Source organism: uncultured Roseovarius sp., assembly GCF_947259555.1.
Classification (GTDB): Bacteria; Pseudomonadota; Alphaproteobacteria; order Rhodobacterales; family Rhodobacteraceae; genus Roseovarius.
In genome coordinates this window covers 1-16,787 of sequence record NZ_CAMYMD010000059.1, presented here as the reverse complement: position 1 = coordinate 16,787, position 16,787 = coordinate 1, and the positions used below count along the sequence as shown (strand labels likewise).

Sequence of the window (16,787 nt, the reverse complement as noted above, 5' to 3'; positions counted from 1 at the left end):
TGGCTTGAAATACCTCGGGGGTTTGGGGGCTGGCCCCCAACCGCGGGCGGCGCGCGCCAGTCATGCAGCCTCGGAGGCGACGAGCCTGATCCGCTCGATCATTGCGCGCACACCGTTTGAACGTTGCGCGGAAAGGTGCTCGTCAAGTCCGAGGCGGGCCAACTCGCCGCCGGCATCGACGCGGCTCACGTCGGCCACGGGCACCTCGTTGTAGAGCGCGCGCAACACGGCGATGAGACCCCGCACGATCATCGCGTCGCTATCGCCGTCAAACGAGAATACGCCGGCTTCGATACGCGGATGCAACCAGACCTGGCTCGCACACCCGTCAACCTTGGTCGCCGGCACCTTGAGCGCATCATCAAGTGCCTCCATCGCGCGGCCACGGTCGATCACATAGCGATAGCGATCTTCCCAATCGTCAAGAAACTCGAAATCCTCGACAATCTCCTCAAAGGCTTGGGTTGCCATCTTGCACTCCTTATTTCTTGATGCAGACGTAGGGTGCGTCCTGAAAAAGGTCCACCCCTCGCTTGCACCTTTTCAAGCCGGGGCGGATAAGGTAGGCGGGTAGCGCGGCGAGAGGGGACACATAAGATGCAGCGGCGGGTTTTTCTTTCAATGGCGGCAATGTCCGTTCTGGCCGGTTGCGGTGGCGGATTTCGTCAGTCGCGCGCAAATCCGCGCAATTGGTTCGGACGCAGCCGCTCACGCCGCCGCGTGCCTCAAACACCGGCGGACAACAGCAATCCGCTGATTCCCGAACGTGAGGATTCCATCTTTCGTCGCAACCGCGAAAAAGTTTACGAGGGCACGCTCGTGGATCAGGTCGTCGAAACGGTCGTGGAGCGCACGAATGACGGCGGAATCATCCGCGTCTCCGGACAAACGCTGCGCCAAGGGGCCTATGACGTTCGGCTGGTCTCTGACACTGGCGGCGAGCCGGTCAATGGCACGCTTGAATACAAGCTGATGGCCATCCAGCCCGTGGACGAGCCACAGGGCGCCGCACGTGCGCGGACCGTTCAGGCAGCGGTCTTTGTGTCCTCGCAAACGCTGGACCGGGCGGACGTCGTCCGTGTCGTCGGGGCACGAAACGCACAGGTCAGCCGCCGTTGACCTGACACGCGGACGGTCGGCCCGCGTTGAAATACCCGCGATGGTCCCGGGCGCCTCGCGTGAGCCCGCTTACAGATCAACCGTCTCTACATCGTTGCCTTTCACCGCCAGCCCGACCTCGCCATTGCAAAGCCGCAGCGCATCGCTCCCGAACACGTCGAGCCGCCAGCCCCGCAGCGCCGCAAGATCGCGCCCGCCTGATGCCAGTTGATCGAGGTCGGCGGCACTTGCAATCAGCTTCGCCGCGACCCCGTAACTCTCGCTCTTGGCCTTGAGCAACACGCGCAACAGGTCTGCGAGTGCGGGATTGACCTGTGCGCGGGTGTCAATTTGTGCGGGACGGGGCATCTGGTCCGGGGGGCAATCCAGCCCTGCCTTCACGGCGGCCACGATACCATCCGCAATGTCCCCCTTGCGCGCCTCGCGCAGCAACAGCCGTGAGCGGCCCAGATCCTGAAGCGTCGCGGGTTTGGTCGAGGCAAGCTCGACCAGCGCATCGTCCTTGTAGACGCGGCTGCGCGGGATGTCGCGCGCTTGCGCAAAGCTTTCGCGGAACCGTGCCAACTCGCGCAGGAGCGAGAGAAATTTGGGCGATGTGTTGCGCGTCTTGATGCGGCGCCACGCCTCCTCGGGATCAGTGCGATAGGTGGCCGGATCGGTCAGGACGCGCAGCTCTTCGGCGACCCACTTGTCACGCCCGGTGCTCGCCAGTTTCTTGGCGAGAAACTCGTATATCCCGCGCAGGTGGGTCACATCGGCCAACGCATATGTTTTTTGCGCGTCGGTCAGCGGACGGCGCGACCAATCTGTAAAGCGCGATGTCTTGTCGAGGCTCTGTTTCGAGATCCGCTTGACGAGCGTCTCGTAGCCCACCTGCTCTCCGAAGCCACAGACCATCGCCGCCACCTGCGTGTCGAACATCGGCTCTGGTATTACCCCCGCATCGACGAAAAAGATCTCGAGATCCTGTCGCGCGGCGTGAAAGACCTTGACCACCGAGGTGTCGCGAAAAAGGTCATAAAGCGGCTCCAGCGACAGACCGTCCCCGGCCAGCGGATCCACCAGAACCGCATTTTCGTCATCCTTTCCGGGCACCGCCAACTGGATCAGACAGAGCTTGGAATAATAGGTTCTCTCGCGCAAAAACTCGGTATCGACGGTCACATAGGGGTGAGAACGCGCCATATCGCAAAATGCGGCCAGATCTTCGGTCGTGGTGATGGTTTTCATAAGGGGTATTCTTCGCTCTTGTCTTTCTTCGCCGATCCTGTCCCCCGAGCCCAGCTATAGACGAGATAGGAGAGAATGCAAATGCCGGGCTCAGGGCAGATAAACCGGCCTGCGGTCGCCTGCCGCGAAACGGCGCAGCACCTTTGGATAAAGCACATGTTCCTGCGCCAGAACCCGTGTGGCAAGGGTCTCAGGCGTTTCCCCCGGCTGCACCGGCAGCCGCGCCTGCCCGAGGATCGGACCATCGTCCAGCTCCGGTGTCACCTCGTGCACGGTGCACCCCGCCTCGGTCTCGCCTGCCGCAAGTGCGCGGGCATGGGTATCAAGCCCGCGATACTTGGGCAAAAGCGAGGGATGGATATTGATCATCCGCCCCGCCCAGGACATGACAAAACCCGCCGTCATCACCCGCATGAAACCGGCCAGGCAAATGATGTCGATGCCATATGGCACCATCCGCTCTGCGATCTCATGCTCAAACCGCGAGCGATCAGAGCCATAGACCCGATGATCGACCACCTCGGTCGCGATACCTTGCCCTGCGGCCCAATGAATGCCACCCGCATCGGCGCGGTTCGATAACACAAGAGCTGGCCGCGCCGGGTGGTCATCCGTCATGCTGGCCACGAGTGCACGCATGTTCGACCCGCCCCCCGACAGAAATATCGCGACCTGTTTTGTCACAGAAGGCGCCCTGTATACCCAACACCGTCACCGGCCGACACATGCCCCAAGCGACACACGGTTTCGCCTGCATCCTGCAACGCCGCCGCCACCGCGTCGGCGCGATCTGGGGCGACGACAACAACCATTCCGATGCCCGCATTGAACGTCTTGAGCAATTCCGCTTCCTGCATCCCGCCGGTTTCTGCCAACCAGCGGAACACCGGGGGGAGCGTCCATGCCCCAAGGTCGATCTCGGCTCCCAACCCTTCGGGCAAGACACGCGGCAGGTTCTCGGTCAATCCGCCGCCGGTGATATGCGCAAGGCCGTGAATGCCGCCCAACCCGAGCGCATTCAGGACCGGCCGAACGTAAAGGCGCGTTGGCGCAAGCAGGGCGGCCCCAAGGTTGCCCTCCGCAAACGGGCAGGCATCCTCCCATGTCAGACCGGACATCTCGACGATGCGGCGCACAAGGCTGTAGCCGTTGGAATGCACCCCGTCGGAGGCAAGGCCCAACAGCACATCGCCCTCGGCCACGCCTGCGGGCAATTCGGTACCGCGCTCCATCGCGCCCACGGCAAAACCCGCCAGATCGAAATCACCCGCCGGATACATGCCCGGCATCTCTGCCGTCTCACCGCCGATGAGCGCACAACCGGAGCCTTCGCAGCCGCGCGCGATACCTTCGATGATCCGCGTCGCCTGATCTAGCTCCAGCTTGCCAGTCGCGAAGTAGTCCAAGAAAAACAAAGGCTCGGCACCTTGGCAAATAAGATCATTGACGCACATGGCCACCAGGTCAACGCCAACGCCATCGACATGGCCGGTGTCGATCGCGATGCGCAGCTTGGTGCCCACGCCATCGGTTGCCGCGACCAGAACCGGATCGGAAAAACCGGCCGCCTTGAGATCGAACAGGCCGCCAAAGCCGCCCAGTCCAGACATGACCCCGGACCGCCGGGTACGTTTTGCAGCAGGCTTGATCCGCTCGACCAATGCGTTGCCCGCGTCGATATCGACACCCGCATCCGCATAAGTGATCCCGTTCCGTTGCTCGCTCATGGCCGCCCCCGTCTGGTGCATGTCAGGTGAATGCGCCACCGGTTAGCCGATTGAGCGACGCGGCGCAATCTCAAAGCCTTGACCCCACCCCGGCCGCGGCTTACGAGGAGGATCAGGTCGGGCCTGTAGCTCAATTGGTTAGAGCAGAGCGCTCATAACGCTTTGGTTGGGGGTTCGAGTCCCTCCAGGCCTACCAAACCCCATTTATTCCCCTTCTCCTCAATCGCTTGAGGATGTTTCGCGGTGAACCTTTGGGGCAGGAACGCGGCGCTTGGGAGGCCCTGGACAGATATGTCGCCCGAACCTCGCCGCGCGCATTCGCGGGATGGCGACGGCCAGGGTGCACGCAAGGTAGACCGCGTCGCATTCCGGCCCCGGACGAACCTGCGCCGTCGGCATCAGGCGCTATCGTGGTCGGTAAGGCATTCGCTGTGATCCCGTAAAACCTCAAGGATACGACAGTCGGCAACCCGGTTGCTATTGCACTCGGCTATCATCCGGCGCAGCTCGACCCGAAGCGCGTTGAGCCGGGCGATCCGCGCCTCCACCTCGCGCAATTGCCGCTGAGCAACCGCGTCCACGTCAGCACAAGAGCTTTCGGGGCTGTCGGACAAGTCCAGCAATTCGCGGATCGCCTCCAGGGAAAACCCAAGCTGTCGGGCGTGCCGTATAAAGGCAAGACGATCGAGATCTGCCACGCGATAGCGGCGTTGACCGCCTTCGGTTCTTTCGGGCTCGGGCATAAGACTGATCTGCTCGTAATAGCGGATCGTCTGAACTTTCGTTCCTGTTCGCTTCGCCAGTGTCCCTATCGTCAGCATTGAGCTCATCCTTTTGCACCTACAGAAACTGTAGGATGCAAGCGCAGACCGGGCAAGCAAACGGGCAAGAGAATTCTGCTGCCGCAGGGCTTGAACCTACAGTTGGTAGAGGTCCTATCTTAGCGACTCAACAGGCGCACACGGACCGGGAGAAGCCCGAGAATGGCAGCAGACACGAGACAGATGGAGTGGCGGGTGACCGGCATGGACTGCGGAGCCTGTGCAAGCAAGGTCCGTGGCGCGGTCGAACGTCTGCCCGGCGTGACGGAGGTCGATGTCGCCCCCATGGCAGAGCGTCTGCGCCTGACACTGGACCAGCAGCATAGCTCACCCGACCGGATCGAAAAGGCGGTCCGCGCGGTCGGATACGGGATTTCGGCACCAGATGCCGCTCCCGAACAGCCCGAGGGCGGTTTTGTCTTGCCCGAGGAAGGCGGCGGTTCGGCGTCCGGGTCGGCCGATCCCGATCAAGAGGCGACGCAAGGTTGGTATGCCACGTCCAAGGGCCGGCTCGTCCTCGGCACAGGCGGCCTATTGGCGGCCGCTTGGGCGGTGCATTGGCTCATGTCCGAGCAGGTCGCGCAATGGGCCTTTGTTCTCGCCACGCTGCTTGGTCTTTTTCCCGTGGCGCGGCGCGCTCTTGCCATGGCGCGGGCCGGCATGCCCTTTACGATCGAGATGCTGATGACCATCGCCGCAAGCGGGGCCCTGGTGATCGGCGCGGCCGAGGAGGCGGCACTTGTGGTTTTCCTGTTTGCCGTGGGTGAAACGCTCGAGGGCCTCGCTGCCGGCAAGGCGCGCAACGGGATCCGCGCGCTGGCACGCCTCGTTCCCACGAGCGCACGGCTCGAGGTCGATGGCGCGACCCGAGAGGTCCCGGCGAACAGTCTCGAGATCGGACAGGTCGTGATGGTACGCCCCGGTGACCGGGTGCCTGCCGACGGAGAGGTCATAGACGGGACATCAGGGGTCGACGAAAGCCCGGTGACGGGCGAGAGCGTACCAAGCCTTAAAGAAGTGGGCAGCGCCGTGTTCGCGGGCTCGATCAACACCGAGGCCGTGTTGCGCGTGCGGGTCGACAAGACGGCCAAGGACAACACCATCGCACGCATAGTACGTCTCGTGGAAGAGGCTGAAAGCGCCCGTGCGCCGACCGAGCGTTTCATCGACCGCTTCAGCCGCGTTTACATGCCTGCTGTCGTTGGTGCAGCAGTGCTCGTGGCCATCATCCCTCCTCTTGCTTTTGGGCAGGTCTGGTCAGAGTGGATCTACAGAGCGCTCGCGCTCCTGCTGATCGGTTGCCCCTGCGCCCTCGTTATCTCGGTCCCTGCGTCCATCGCGTCAGCGCTGTCGGCTGGCGCGCGCAATGGCCTTTTGATGAAGGGCGGCTCTGTAGTCGAGGCCATGGCCCGGATCACCCATATCGCTTTTGACAAGACCGGAACGCTGACCTGCGGGCGACCGCGCGTCACCGACATTTTGCCGCTGAGCGGGTCCGAGGCCGACGTGCTGGCCCTCGCCGCAGCGGTGGAGAGCGGCGCCAGCCACCCGCTCGGCCAGGCGATACGTGCCCGCGCCGAGGCGGACGGCGTCGATATCCCGGCGTCGCAATCGTCTCGTGCCATTCCAGGAAAGGGTGCCGAAGCCGAGATCGCAGGCGCGATGGTCACCGTGGGCTCGCCCCGGCTCGCCGATGAGACCGGCGTTCTGACCCGCGCGCACCGGGAACAGACCGCTTGCCTCGAGGCGGAAGGCAAGACCGTCGTGCTCGTCTGGCGCAAGAGCACCGTGCTCGGGGTGATCGCCCTGCGCGACGAGCCGCGCGCCGATGCGGTCGATGCCATGCGCCAGATCCACACAATGGGGCTAGCCCCGGTGATGCTGACCGGCGACAACGCGCGCACGGCCGCCGCGATCTCCGAAGTCCTCGGGATCGACTACGTCGCGGCGCTGCTGCCGGCGGACAAAGTGCAAAAGATCCGCGATCTCGGTCACGAGGCGCGGGTGATGGTGGTGGGCGACGGGATCAACGATGCGCCGGCCCTCGCCGCCGCGCATGTCGGCGTCGCCATGGGGTCAGGCACCGACGTGGCGCTCGAGACAGCCCATGCCGCAATCCTGCGCAACCGCGTTGCCGACGTACCCGCCACAATCCGCCTTGCCCGTGCGACGATGGCCAATATACGGCAGAATGTTGCCATCGCCCTTGGGCTCAAGGCGGTGTTTCTAGTAACGACGCTTCTGGGCATCACCGGCCTCTGGATAGCGATCCTAGCGGACACGGGGGCAACCGTGATCGTCACGCTCAACGCGCTTCGCCTGCTCGCCTTTCGCCCGGCACGTGAAGGACGTGGCCCCCTTTCCGGCACACTGTCAGCTATACCCCGCCGCATTGCCGCCCCGGTCGCCAAGCAACATCCCTGATGCGCAACGGCCTTTGCGGCACAGCATCACTCCACCTCGAAGACCGGGATGAAGCTCGCTGGGGCCAGGGTTCCGACGAGATCGTCCTCGTTGACGGTCTCCGAGACCACCAGACGGATCTTTGGCCCGGCGTGGCGGATGTCCAGCGACCCTTCGATCGCACGGACTGCCATCTCGATGGCCAGCTTGCCCTGCAAGATGGGAAAATCGGTTGGCGCCGCAAGTATGCGACCCCGCCTGATACCGCGAAAGACGGCGTGGCTCATGTAATCCGACACGATACTTATCTGGTCGCTCAGCCCACGCGCGCGCAGAATTGAAACGGCAACCTCCGCCGTGGGTGCGCTGCCAACGAGGTAATCTACCTCGATACCACTATCGAGCGTCTCTTCTACCAGTGACACCTGAATTTCGCGCCCCGTATCGCCGTATTTTGTTATGGCGATACGGGCGGAGCTTTGCGCGACCGCCTCACGAAAGCCCGCCTCGACGAAAGAGACCCACCCTGCCCCCTTGGGTCCTGGAAACCATGCGAGTTGTACGGCAGGGCTGCCCGGCGGATGCCGTGCCGCGATAAAGCGGCCCGCCATGGCGCCCATCTCGTACCATGAAACGCCCGCCTTTGCGGACACACCCGGATCGGCGATGTCATTGACAGCCGCGATCACCGGAACGGTTCGCGACAGATCGAGCACGGTCGGTGTCAGCCCGTCGAAAGAGACCGTACCAACGACAAGCGCGTCGGCCCCCTTGGCCACGCAATCCCTGATCTGCTCGATCTGCCGGTCAAGGTTGGGATAGCCTCCGGCCTCGACAAGGCGAAACCCCACGCCCAGACGCTCGGCCTCTTCGACCATGCCGTAATTGACCGAGAGCCAATAGGCGTCCTTGAGATGTGGATACGAGACGCAGATGGTCCAATTGTCTCGTGCCTTGCCAAGCGGGTTATAAGTCTGTGACCGCGTCGCGCTGCTGTAGTCAAAAGGTGTCACATGGGCTTCGATTGCCCAACCATCAGCCCACAGAGGCAGGGGGACGAACATGAGAAAACAGGCGATTATTCTTTGCATGAAAATTTCACTCCTGTGCAGAAAATTACTATAGGCTGGCGGGATCAGAGTGCAAGAAACTGGCGTTTCGGGGCCTGAAAAGATGAGAATCAGAACCGGATTGGGTGCGCGCCTGCTGGCCGCCTTTCTCGTGATCGCCGGCCTTCCTGCGCTTGCGGGCTTTTTCGGCTGGTTCGAGTTGCGCGATGTCACCCGCACGCAGCAGCTCCTGTATGACCGGTCGATCCCGGTCCTGACAGACATGCGCCGCTTTACCGAGGAAAGCGCGTCGATTGTCACGGTCGCACCAGAACTGGCTGCGGTCGGCGACGAGGCGAAGCGTAGGGACCGTGCGGCCTATCTCAGCGCCCGCGTTGCGGCGCTTTCGGATCATCTGGTACAATTTCAGACCGAACACGGCGGCACCGGGGACGACCTGACCCGCGCGGTGGCCCAGATGAAGGCGGGCATTGCAGAGCTTGACCGACTCGTGAAACAGCGCCTGGCCTTGATCAGAGCACGCCAGGAGGGTCTGGACGGGGCCCTCGCCGCGACCTCGGAACTTCTGAATATGGCGGACACCCTGGTGGCCAATGCCGAAATGGGCACCGCAGCGGTGATCTCGAACCTCTATGAGTTCGATACCAGCGACCCCGGCATCGCATCCCGGCTTGCGACGCTCGACAAGCTCATCGAGGTCGACCTGTTCCAGCTTGGGCTGATGTTTGAATTGCGCTCGCGCACGGCCGAGATGGGCCTGTTGTTCAATCGTATTGCCACGATGCGAACCGGAGACGATCTGCCTGTAGTGCAAGCCCAACTGGAGGACAGAGCGGCGATCGTCGCGCGCCGGGTGGCCGCGATCCGCGATCCGGGCCGGGCAGCGCAGGCGGAGCGCCTGCTGGCCATCATCCTGCCTTTGAGCGACGCCACCGGCACGGGTGGACTGCTCGGGTTGACCGGAAACATCCTGCGTTTGGATCGCGAGATCGAAAGTCAGCAGGCCGCGCTGCGTGTCACGGCCAAGCGATTGCACGCAGCGGTCACGGATCTTGCGGAACGCGTGCAGGCAGACGCCTTTTTCGCCGGCACGCGGTCTATGGAAGTCATCCGCGCGACCCGATTGCGCAGTGCGGGCGCCGCAGCACTGGCACTCTTGTTGTCGCTCGGCGTGCTCTGGTTCTACGTGCGCGGCAACATTTCGCGGCGGCTGGACAACCTTTCGGACATGATGACCCGGTTGGCGGCGGGGCAGCTAGACACGCGCGTGGCCCCGCGTGGCACAGACGAAATCGCCGGTATGGAACGCGCAGTCGAGGTATTTCGCAGGCAGGCCATTGCCAACCGCAGTCTGGAGGAGGCGCGCCGCCGCAACGAGGAAGAACTCTATCGGCATCGCACCGCGCTGCAAGATCTGGTCGCCGAAAAGACCGAGCAGTTGCGCGGCGAAGTCGAGGCCCACGCACAAGCCCGACAAAAGGCAGAAACGGCGGACCGGGCCAAGTCCGAGTTTCTCGCCATGATGAGCCACGAAATACGCACGCCGATGAATGGTGTTCTGGGGATGCTGCGCAACCTCTCGATGGACGGGCTGTCAGAGCCACAACTCGAACAGCTGCGCGCGGCGAGGGCCTCGGGCGAGAGCCTGCTCACGATCCTCAATGACATCCTGAATTACTCCAAAACCGAACTGAGCGGCGCGCAGGAAGAGCGCGGAGTCTTCTCAGTTGCCGAGGTAATGCAGGTCATCGTCACGCTACTGGAGCCGGGGGCGAGGGAAAAAGGCATCAAGCTTTGGCTGGACCTGCCCGAGGATGCGCCTCCCGCTGTCAACGGCGACATGGCCAAGCTTCGGCAGATCCTGTTCAATCTCGTGTCAAACGCCGTCAAGTTCACCGAGGAAGGCGAGGTCGTTTTGCGATTGCGCTGTCGCCCAGCCGATTCCGGCTGCGCGACCCTGATCTTCGAGGTGAGCGATACGGGTAAGGGCATTTCGGCACAGGCACGGCAGCGGATATTCAAAGCTTTCGAGCAAGAAGACGGGCTCACCGCACGGCGCTATGGCGGCACCGGGCTCGGGCTGGCGATCTGTCGCAAATTCGCCGAGGTGATCGGCGCGACGCTGAGCGTGGAGAGCACACTCCATGTGGGTTCGGTCTTTACGCTCATGGCCGATTTTGACCTCGCCGATCCGGGCGCCCTGGCCGAAAACCTCCCTGAGTGGACACCCGTCAGGGGCGCGCGGGCGTTGCACGTGCTGGTCGTCGAGGATCACGAGGTCAACCAGCTTGTCGCGCGCAGCTATCTTGAGCGGATGGGTCACAATGTGGTCTGCCTCGGGAGCGCGGAGGACGCGCTCGAGCGATTGCGGTGCGACAGCTTTGATCTCGTGCTTATGGATGTCAACCTTCCGGGTCTGTCGGGAACAGAGGCCACACGCCATATCCGTGCAATGCCCGAGGGGCGCACATTGCCAATCATCGGGATTTCCGCTCATGTGCAGGATGACGAGGTCGAGGAGCAGCTCGATGCCGGGATGAATTGCTTTGTCGCCAAGCCGATCTCGCCCGAGCGACTGCTTGCCGCGCTTGATCAGGTCTCGGGCGGTGGGCGGCGCAGCGTGTTCTTGTCGCCGCGGTCTACGTCATGGTCCGGAGGGTCGGACGAGACCGTGCTGGGCCACATGCGCGCCGATCTGGGCCATGAGCAGACAATCAAGGCGGTCGGGCTCTACCTCGCGGGGCTGGAAGACGAGCAAGCGCTTTTGAAGAACGCGCTCGCCGCGCAGGATACGGCGCGCCTATCCAGCATCGCACATCGGATGAAAGGGGCCGCAGGAAATTTTGACCTGCCCGATCTCCGCATATGTCTACAGAAAATCGAAGACGCCGCGCGCACAGGCGATCTTGTGCGGGCGGACGAGACAATTTTCCAACTGTTCGACGAAATCCGGGCCGCGCGTCAGACTTTGAGCCAAGCGGTCGAGGAACTGGCAAACATGCCTCAATCCAGGATCGCCGTGAATATGTAACCCTCGCCGTGGGCAGTCGTGATGAGCTTTGGCGCCGCCGGGTCGTCTTCCAGTTTGGTACGCAGACGGCGGATGATCACATCGACCGTGCGCGGATCGGGATCTTCCTGCCGGTGAGTGACCGCCGCCATCAGCCGCTCACGGCTCAGCACTTGTCCGGGGTGGCCCAGAAACTCGGTCAAAAGTTCGTATTCGGCACGGGTCAGGCGGATGGCCGCACCATCAGGCGCGGTCAATTGGCGGGTGGCAAATGAAAAGGTAAACCCGTGAAAGCGCGCATGCTGGCGAGACAGACGACGCTGGCCCTCGGTGCGCCGCAGAAGGTTCTTGATGCGGGCCAGCAATTCGCGGCGGTTGAACGGTTTGCACACATAGTCATCCGCCCCCAGTTCCAAACCGACGATGCGATCCACGTCATCACTTAGGCTGGTGGTCAGGATAATCCCTATATCCGAGCGAGCGCGCTCTTCCCGCGTGATCTGCAATCCGTCCTTGCCATCAAGCGTGATATCCACCAGCAATAGGTCCGCCCACTCGCTCTCCAGCTTGGGTTCTGCCGCTTCGGCACTGTCAAAAGCGGCGACGATATAACCATACGCAGTAAGATAGTCCGCGAGCGTGGTGCGGGTCACCGGCTCGTCTTCGATAATAAGGATATGGGCCGTCTTTGCCATAGCAGCGACCTCTGAATGGTTTCTTCCTGTTAATAATTTTTCACAAATAAGTCCAGTTGGTTCATGCCCATCGTCTGACGTGTTCACATCCGATGCGTAAACTTCTCGCACCAAAGCCCGAAAACGGGCGGGATAAATCAACACAGGGAGTTTACAGAATGACTATGCGTTTGCGTATTTTCGGCGGGGTCGCGGCGGCGGCGATGGCGGCGAATGGGGCCTTGGCGGATTCGCAGGATCCGATCATCATCCCGACACATAACTGGTCCAGCCAGATCGTCATGAGCCATGTGGTTGGTCAGATCTTCGAGTCCATGGGCAATAGCGTCGAATATGTCTCGACCGACAGCCAGTCGGTTTACGAATCTGTCCGTCTCGGCGATGTGGCGCTGGAGTTGGAAGTCTGGGAAGGCGCATTCGGCGCATCCTTCCGGGCCGCGTTGGAAAAGGGCGGCTTGCATGACGCAGGCGATCATAACGCGGTCACGCGAGAGGACTGGTGGTACCCGCTCTGGACCAAAGAGGCTTGCCCCGGCCTGCCCGACTGGGAAGCACTGAACGAGTGCTCTGCCGTTTTCGCAACACCCGAGACCGGGGAGTCCGGTCGCTTTCTTGGCGGTCCGGTGGACTGGCTCAAGCATGATCAGGAGCGGGTCGACGGGCTTGGAATGGAATTCAAGGTCGTGAATGCCGGCTCTGCCGCGGCACTCTGGGCCGAATTGGGCTCCGCGGAAAAGACCAAAAAACCGATCGTCCTATTCAACTGGACGCCCAATTTTGCCGAGGCCGTCTGGCCCGGCGAATTTGTCGAGTTTCCCGAATGGGTCGAGGGCTGCGACACCGATCCGTCGGTCGGGCCAAATCCGGACAAGACCTACGATTGCGGGAACCCCGCCAACGGCTATCTGAAAAAGGCGGCGTGGGACGGAATGAAGGACAAATGGCCCGATGCCTACGAAATGCTGACCAAGATCAGCTTTACCAATCCGCAGATCGCAGAAATGGCCAAGCTGGTGGACATCGACGAGATGGAGCCGGAAGAGGCTGCGGCGCATTGGCTGGAAAGCAACGGTAACGTCTGGCAAGTCTGGACCAACTGACCCCGACAAAAACGCCGTCTCACCCGTGGTGCGCCGCGGGTGAGGTCTCTGTCATGTCAAAGGGGGTGCCACGTGCCATTGTCCGAAACCGTGATCTCTTGCCGCAATGTCTGGAAACTTTTCGGTCCCTCGCCCGAAAGCTATCTGAAAGGGTTGCACGGCGATCCCGGCGTCGAGGCGATCCGACAGGCCGGTTATATTTCTGCCGTGCGGGATGTATCGCTGGACATCGGACGCGGCGAGATGCTGGTCATCATGGGCCTGTCGGGCTCGGGCAAATCCACGCTGGTACGGTGCCTGTCCCGTCTTATCGAGATCACCGGCGGCACGGTTACGGTCGAGGGGCAAGACATCGGCGCGCTCTCGGAAAAACAGCTGATCGGGCTGCGCCGCAGCAAGATGGGCATGGTGTTTCAGAGCTTTGGCCTTCTGCCGCATCGCACGGTTCTGGAAAACGTGGCCTTTCCACTGGAAATGCGCGGACAGGACAGGGCAACCCGGCGCAAACGCGCTCTGGAGGTGATAGAGCTGGTAGGTCTCGACGGACGCGAGGATTATTTTCCGCGAGAGCTGTCGGGCGGGCAGCAACAGCGGGTGGGTATTGCGCGTTCACTCGCCATCGAGCCGGACATCTGGTTTCTGGACGAACCATTCTCGGCGCTCGATCCGCTCATTCGACGCGAAATGCAGGACGAATTCCTGCGGCTGCAAGAAATGCTGGGCAAGACCATCGTGTTCATCACCCATGATTTCGACGAGGCATTACGGCTGGCGGACCGCATCGCCATCATGAAGGACGGGGCTGTCGAGCAATGCGATACCCCTGATCAGATCGTCTTGAATCCCGCGACCGACTATGTGCGCAAATTCACCGAAGAGATCGAAAAGGCGCGTGTCGTACATGCCTCGGGCCTCGCACGGCCGATCAACGGAACAGTGCCCGAAGGTCAGCCCGTGGCGGGCAAGAGCACAATTCGCGCACTGGCACGCATGCTGGTCAACGACAGCCGAGAGGTCTTGCCCGTGTCCGACGAAACCGGACGGATCACCGGCGGCCTCAACCGTCAGGAGGCGCTGAACGTACTGCTCGGGGGCCAGGCATGAGCGAGAGCACCCTGCCCGACCGGTCGCCGACGCCCATAACTCCGGCATTCAACCCGACGTGGGCGCTTCTTGCGCTTGCCATGCTATTGATCGCGGCGCGGCCGATATTGCCCGACGGGTTGATGCGCCCGGCCGATATACTCATCCTGCCGCTCGCGGACTGGATCAACGCGTTGTTTGCATGGCTGCGCGACGATCTTGGGCTGATCCACGTGACCCGTGCCATCGCGGATGGCATAGAGTGGCTGCTGAACGTGACCGCCAATATCCTCTACGGCAAGAACCGCTGGCCCCGTGTCGGGCCTTTGCCATGGTCGGTTGTGGCGCTGACCGCAGCCTGTCTGGGCTATTGGCTGGGCGGTGCGCGTCTCGCCGCGCTCGCGGGGGGTACATTTGTCTGGATCGCCTTGATGGGACAGTGGAAGTGGACAATGGAAACCCTGTCAGTGATCGTGGTCGCCGCGCCGTTCTCGGTCTTGTTCGGGCTCGTGACCGCGGTGGCCGCATGGCGTTGGCGCGGATTTGAGACCGTGCTCAACCCGGTTCTGAACATCGCGCAATCCATGCCCCATTTCGCCTACATGATCCCGGTGGTGGTGTTCATCGGCGTCGGGCCCAAGGCGGGCGCAATCGTGACGATCATCTTCTCGGTGCCACCGATGATCCGAATGACCCTTCTGGGCCTCCGCAAAGTGCCTCACGAAGTGATCGAGAGCGGCAAGATGTGCGGCAGCACAAGCTGGCAGTTGATGACCCGCGTGCGTATCCCCACCGCTCGAACGGATATTCTGGTTGGGGTCAATCAAGTCATCATGCAATGCTTGGCGATGGTGGTTCTGGCCAGCTTTATCGGCATGCCCGGTTTGGGCCAGAAGCTCTTGCAATTGCTTCAGGCCCTCAAGATCGGCCGCTCGATCGAGATTGGCATTACGATTGTTCTTCTCGCCGTGGCGCTGGACCGCTGCTCCAAGGCATGGGCCGAGCGCCAGCCGACCCATCACGAGCCCGGTATCGGCTGGGCCACGCGGCACCGCGTGCTGCTCATCTGGGCCGCGCTGATGGTGGCCGGATTTGCCATCTCCGCCGTGATACCGTTCTTCGCCGAGGTCTCGCGCGGGCAGTCTTTGTCGGTCGCCGACCCGATTGATGCAGTCATGTCATTCATCATCGTGACAATTGATCCGGTGACGCAATGGCTGCGCTGGTTCCTGATCACATGGGTTCTTATCCCGGTGCGCGACACCTTGCTCTGGTTCCCCTACACGGCCGTTCTGGTCGCACTTGCCGCGTTGGGATACGCGGTTGGCGGCTGGCGCTCGGCACTGGTCTGTCTTGGGTTCTTCGGCTACATCGCCATCTCCGGCTGGTGGGACCGGGCGATGATAACCGTCTACACCGTCCTTGTCGCGGTGATCGTGGCGGCCAGCTTTGGCTTTCCCCTCGGGATATGGGCCGCACGGCACGCGGCCCGGGCCAGACGGGTCCTGCTTTTGTGTGACACGTTGCAGACCTTTCCAAGCTTTATCTACCTCATCCCGGTCATCATGCTCTTTGGCGTCAACGATGTTGCGGTGGTGGGCGCGGTGGTCCTCTTTGCCGCCGTGCCGCTCATCCGCTACACGATAGAGGGCCTGCGCGGCGTGCCCGAGGCGATGCTCGAAGCCGCCGACATGTCAGGCGCCACGAGGGGCCAGAGCCTGCGTCACGTGCGGTTGCCGCTGGCCTTTCCCACGATCATGGTCGGTCTCAATCAGTCACTGATGTTCTCACTTTTCATGGTCATCATCGCGGCCTTTATCGGCACACAGGATCTCGGGCAGGAAATGCAGCGCGCGCTCAGTTCGACCGATGTCGGCAAGGGGCTGGTGCTGGGCTTTGCCGTGGCTTTCATCGGGCTGATGGCCGATCATGTGATCCGTCGTATGGCGAATACCTGACCTGCGCGGGTTTTTCTCCACGCGGCATTAGCTGTTCAGTCCCAGCCTTGTTTTCGCGAATGAACTGATTTGCGACTTGCAGGGCGGTTGCACAGGGAATGGCTGTGGCGCTTACCTTGGGGGTGGAATACCGAAAAAGACCACGGCCCCGTATTCATTCCGACTGTTATTCTCGGCCATAACAGCCTCTCTTTAGACAATAACTCAGGCGCTGCCGAATTCACTTGGCAGCTTACTGGCAAAAGCCCGCTTATAAACTAGCGGTGGTATTTAACTCAGTGGACTATCGTAAAACAAATCTCTGAATTTTTCAGGATGTGCATTTCACACCTGTGCGAACGCGTGGATTTCTGCTTAAATTTACGTTACGGAAACCTACCCGATCGCCTTGCTGCAGCGCGCATTGTACTCGGTCGCTCAGCCTGTGGAATTCTTGCGATCGCCGGGAGATATGGGCAAAAGTTGGTGACGCCTGATCAGGCGGCGGCTTGAACGTGGCGGAGCCCGTCGCGGAACTCAACCCCTTGGATGATCTCGGGCAGGCGATTTTGGCCGTCGAGTTTGCGCCATT

At 61.9% G+C, this 16,787-nt stretch carries 13 protein-coding genes and 1 tRNA gene; 7 read left to right on the top strand and 7 right to left on the bottom strand.

Annotated elements, in window-relative coordinates:
• Window positions 1-60 precede the first annotated feature (60 nt).
• Window positions 61-471 (bottom strand): SufE family protein, encoded by a 411-nt coding sequence (locus Q0X85_RS09270; RefSeq protein WP_297771587.1) that lies wholly within the window; start codon window positions 469-471, stop codon window positions 61-63.
• 159 nt (window positions 472-630) lie between these two features.
• On the opposite strand from Q0X85_RS09270, the gene Q0X85_RS09265 reads away from it, so the two are divergent.
• Window positions 631-1,119: a hypothetical protein gene (locus Q0X85_RS09265; protein WP_297771586.1), complete on the top strand. Its 489-nt coding sequence runs from the start codon at window positions 631-633 to the stop codon at window positions 1,117-1,119.
• Between the two features lie 69 nt (window positions 1,120-1,188).
• Here the strand turns inward: Q0X85_RS09265 and rnd are convergent, their stop codons facing one another.
• The 3 genes from rnd to purM form a co-directional block, all read right to left on the bottom strand.
• Entirely contained in the window at window positions 1,189-2,349 is a 1,161-nt protein-coding gene (rnd, locus tag Q0X85_RS09260) for a ribonuclease D (RefSeq protein ID WP_297771585.1), read from the bottom strand.
• Between the two features lie 90 nt (window positions 2,350-2,439).
• Window positions 2,440-3,033 (bottom strand): phosphoribosylglycinamide formyltransferase, encoded by a 594-nt coding sequence (gene purN / locus Q0X85_RS09255; protein WP_297771584.1) that lies wholly within the window; start codon window positions 3,031-3,033, stop codon window positions 2,440-2,442.
• On the bottom strand, window positions 3,030-4,076 hold the full coding sequence (gene purM, locus Q0X85_RS09250) for a phosphoribosylformylglycinamidine cyclo-ligase (RefSeq protein WP_297771583.1): 1,047 nt from the start codon (window positions 4,074-4,076) through the stop codon (window positions 3,030-3,032). Before purM ends, purN begins: the two co-directional genes overlap by 4 nt.
• Before the next feature lie 119 nt (window positions 4,077-4,195).
• On the opposite strand from purM, the gene Q0X85_RS09245 reads away from it, so the two are divergent.
• Window positions 4,196-4,272: transfer RNA gene (locus Q0X85_RS09245), tRNA-Ile, on the top strand.
• 202 nt (window positions 4,273-4,474) lie between these two features.
• Here the strand turns inward: Q0X85_RS09245 and Q0X85_RS09240 are convergent.
• The gene (locus Q0X85_RS09240; RefSeq protein WP_297771582.1) at window positions 4,475-4,897 is read right to left on the bottom strand and encodes a helix-turn-helix domain-containing protein; all 423 of its coding nucleotides are present in this window, start codon (window positions 4,895-4,897) and stop codon (window positions 4,475-4,477) included.
• Between the two features lie 162 nt (window positions 4,898-5,059).
• On the opposite strand from Q0X85_RS09240, the gene Q0X85_RS09235 reads away from it, so the two are divergent.
• The gene (locus Q0X85_RS09235) at window positions 5,060-7,321 is read left to right on the top strand and encodes a heavy metal translocating P-type ATPase (protein WP_297771581.1); all 2,262 of its coding nucleotides are present in this window, start codon (window positions 5,060-5,062) and stop codon (window positions 7,319-7,321) included.
• Window positions 7,322-7,347: 26 nt separating this feature from the next.
• Here the strand turns inward: Q0X85_RS09235 and torT are convergent, their stop codons facing one another.
• Window positions 7,348-8,391: a TMAO reductase system periplasmic protein TorT gene (torT, locus tag Q0X85_RS09230; protein WP_297771580.1), complete on the bottom strand. Its 1,044-nt coding sequence runs from the start codon at window positions 8,389-8,391 to the stop codon at window positions 7,348-7,350.
• Between the two features lie 82 nt (window positions 8,392-8,473).
• On the opposite strand from torT, the gene Q0X85_RS09225 reads away from it, so the two are divergent.
• Window positions 8,474-11,401: a response regulator gene (locus tag Q0X85_RS09225; RefSeq protein WP_297771579.1), complete on the top strand. Its 2,928-nt coding sequence runs from the start codon at window positions 8,474-8,476 to the stop codon at window positions 11,399-11,401.
• Here Q0X85_RS09225 and Q0X85_RS09220 read toward each other — a convergent pair.
• Entirely contained in the window at window positions 11,374-12,216 is an 843-nt protein-coding gene (locus Q0X85_RS09220; protein ID WP_366129689.1) for a winged helix-turn-helix domain-containing protein, read from the bottom strand. The genes Q0X85_RS09225 and Q0X85_RS09220 overlap by 28 nt on opposite strands.
• A 17-nt stretch (window positions 12,217-12,233) precedes the next feature.
• Here Q0X85_RS09220 and Q0X85_RS09215 point away from each other — a divergent pair, with 17 nt between their 5' ends.
• The 3 genes from Q0X85_RS09215 (at window position 12,234) to Q0X85_RS09205 (ending at window position 16,216) form a co-directional block, all read left to right on the top strand.
• Window positions 12,234-13,175: an ABC transporter substrate-binding protein gene (locus Q0X85_RS09215; RefSeq protein ID WP_297771578.1), complete on the top strand. Its 942-nt coding sequence runs from the start codon at window positions 12,234-12,236 to the stop codon at window positions 13,173-13,175.
• Between the two features lie 72 nt (window positions 13,176-13,247).
• Window positions 13,248-14,279 (top strand): glycine betaine/L-proline ABC transporter ATP-binding protein, encoded by a 1,032-nt coding sequence (locus tag Q0X85_RS09210; RefSeq protein ID WP_297771577.1) that lies wholly within the window; start codon window positions 13,248-13,250, stop codon window positions 14,277-14,279.
• Complete coding sequence (locus tag Q0X85_RS09205) at window positions 14,276-16,216, top strand: ABC transporter permease subunit (RefSeq protein ID WP_297771576.1); 1,941 nt, start codon at window positions 14,276-14,278, stop codon at window positions 16,214-16,216. Before Q0X85_RS09210 ends, Q0X85_RS09205 begins: the two co-directional genes overlap by 4 nt.
• Window positions 16,217-16,787: the final 571 nt, after the last annotated feature.

What these genes read in the sequence shown, in the direction of transcription:
- torT (WP_297771580.1), bottom strand. Translation starts at nt 8,391, where the DNA reads ATGCAAAGAATAATCGCCTGTTTTCTCATGTTCGTCCCCCTGCCTCTG.
- Q0X85_RS09225 (WP_297771579.1), top strand. Translation starts at nt 8,474, where the DNA reads ATGAGAATCAGAACCGGATTGGGTGCGCGCCTGCTGGCCGCCTTTCTC.
- purM (WP_297771583.1), bottom strand. Translation starts at nt 4,076, where the DNA reads ATGAGCGAGCAACGGAACGGGATCACTTATGCGGATGCGGGTGTCGAT.
- Q0X85_RS09235 (WP_297771581.1), top strand. Translation starts at nt 5,060, where the DNA reads ATGGCAGCAGACACGAGACAGATGGAGTGGCGGGTGACCGGCATGGAC.
- Q0X85_RS09205 (WP_297771576.1), top strand. Translation starts at nt 14,276, where the DNA reads ATGAGCGAGAGCACCCTGCCCGACCGGTCGCCGACGCCCATAACTCCG.
- Q0X85_RS09265 (WP_297771586.1), top strand. Translation starts at nt 631, where the DNA reads ATGTCCGTTCTGGCCGGTTGCGGTGGCGGATTTCGTCAGTCGCGCGCA.
- Q0X85_RS09215 (WP_297771578.1), top strand. Translation starts at nt 12,234, where the DNA reads ATGACTATGCGTTTGCGTATTTTCGGCGGGGTCGCGGCGGCGGCGATG.
- Q0X85_RS09270 (WP_297771587.1), bottom strand. Translation starts at nt 471, where the DNA reads ATGGCAACCCAAGCCTTTGAGGAGATTGTCGAGGATTTCGAGTTTCTT.
- Q0X85_RS09240 (WP_297771582.1), bottom strand. Translation starts at nt 4,897, where the DNA reads ATGCTGACGATAGGGACACTGGCGAAGCGAACAGGAACGAAAGTTCAG.
- rnd (WP_297771585.1), bottom strand. Translation starts at nt 2,349, where the DNA reads ATGAAAACCATCACCACGACCGAAGATCTGGCCGCATTTTGCGATATG.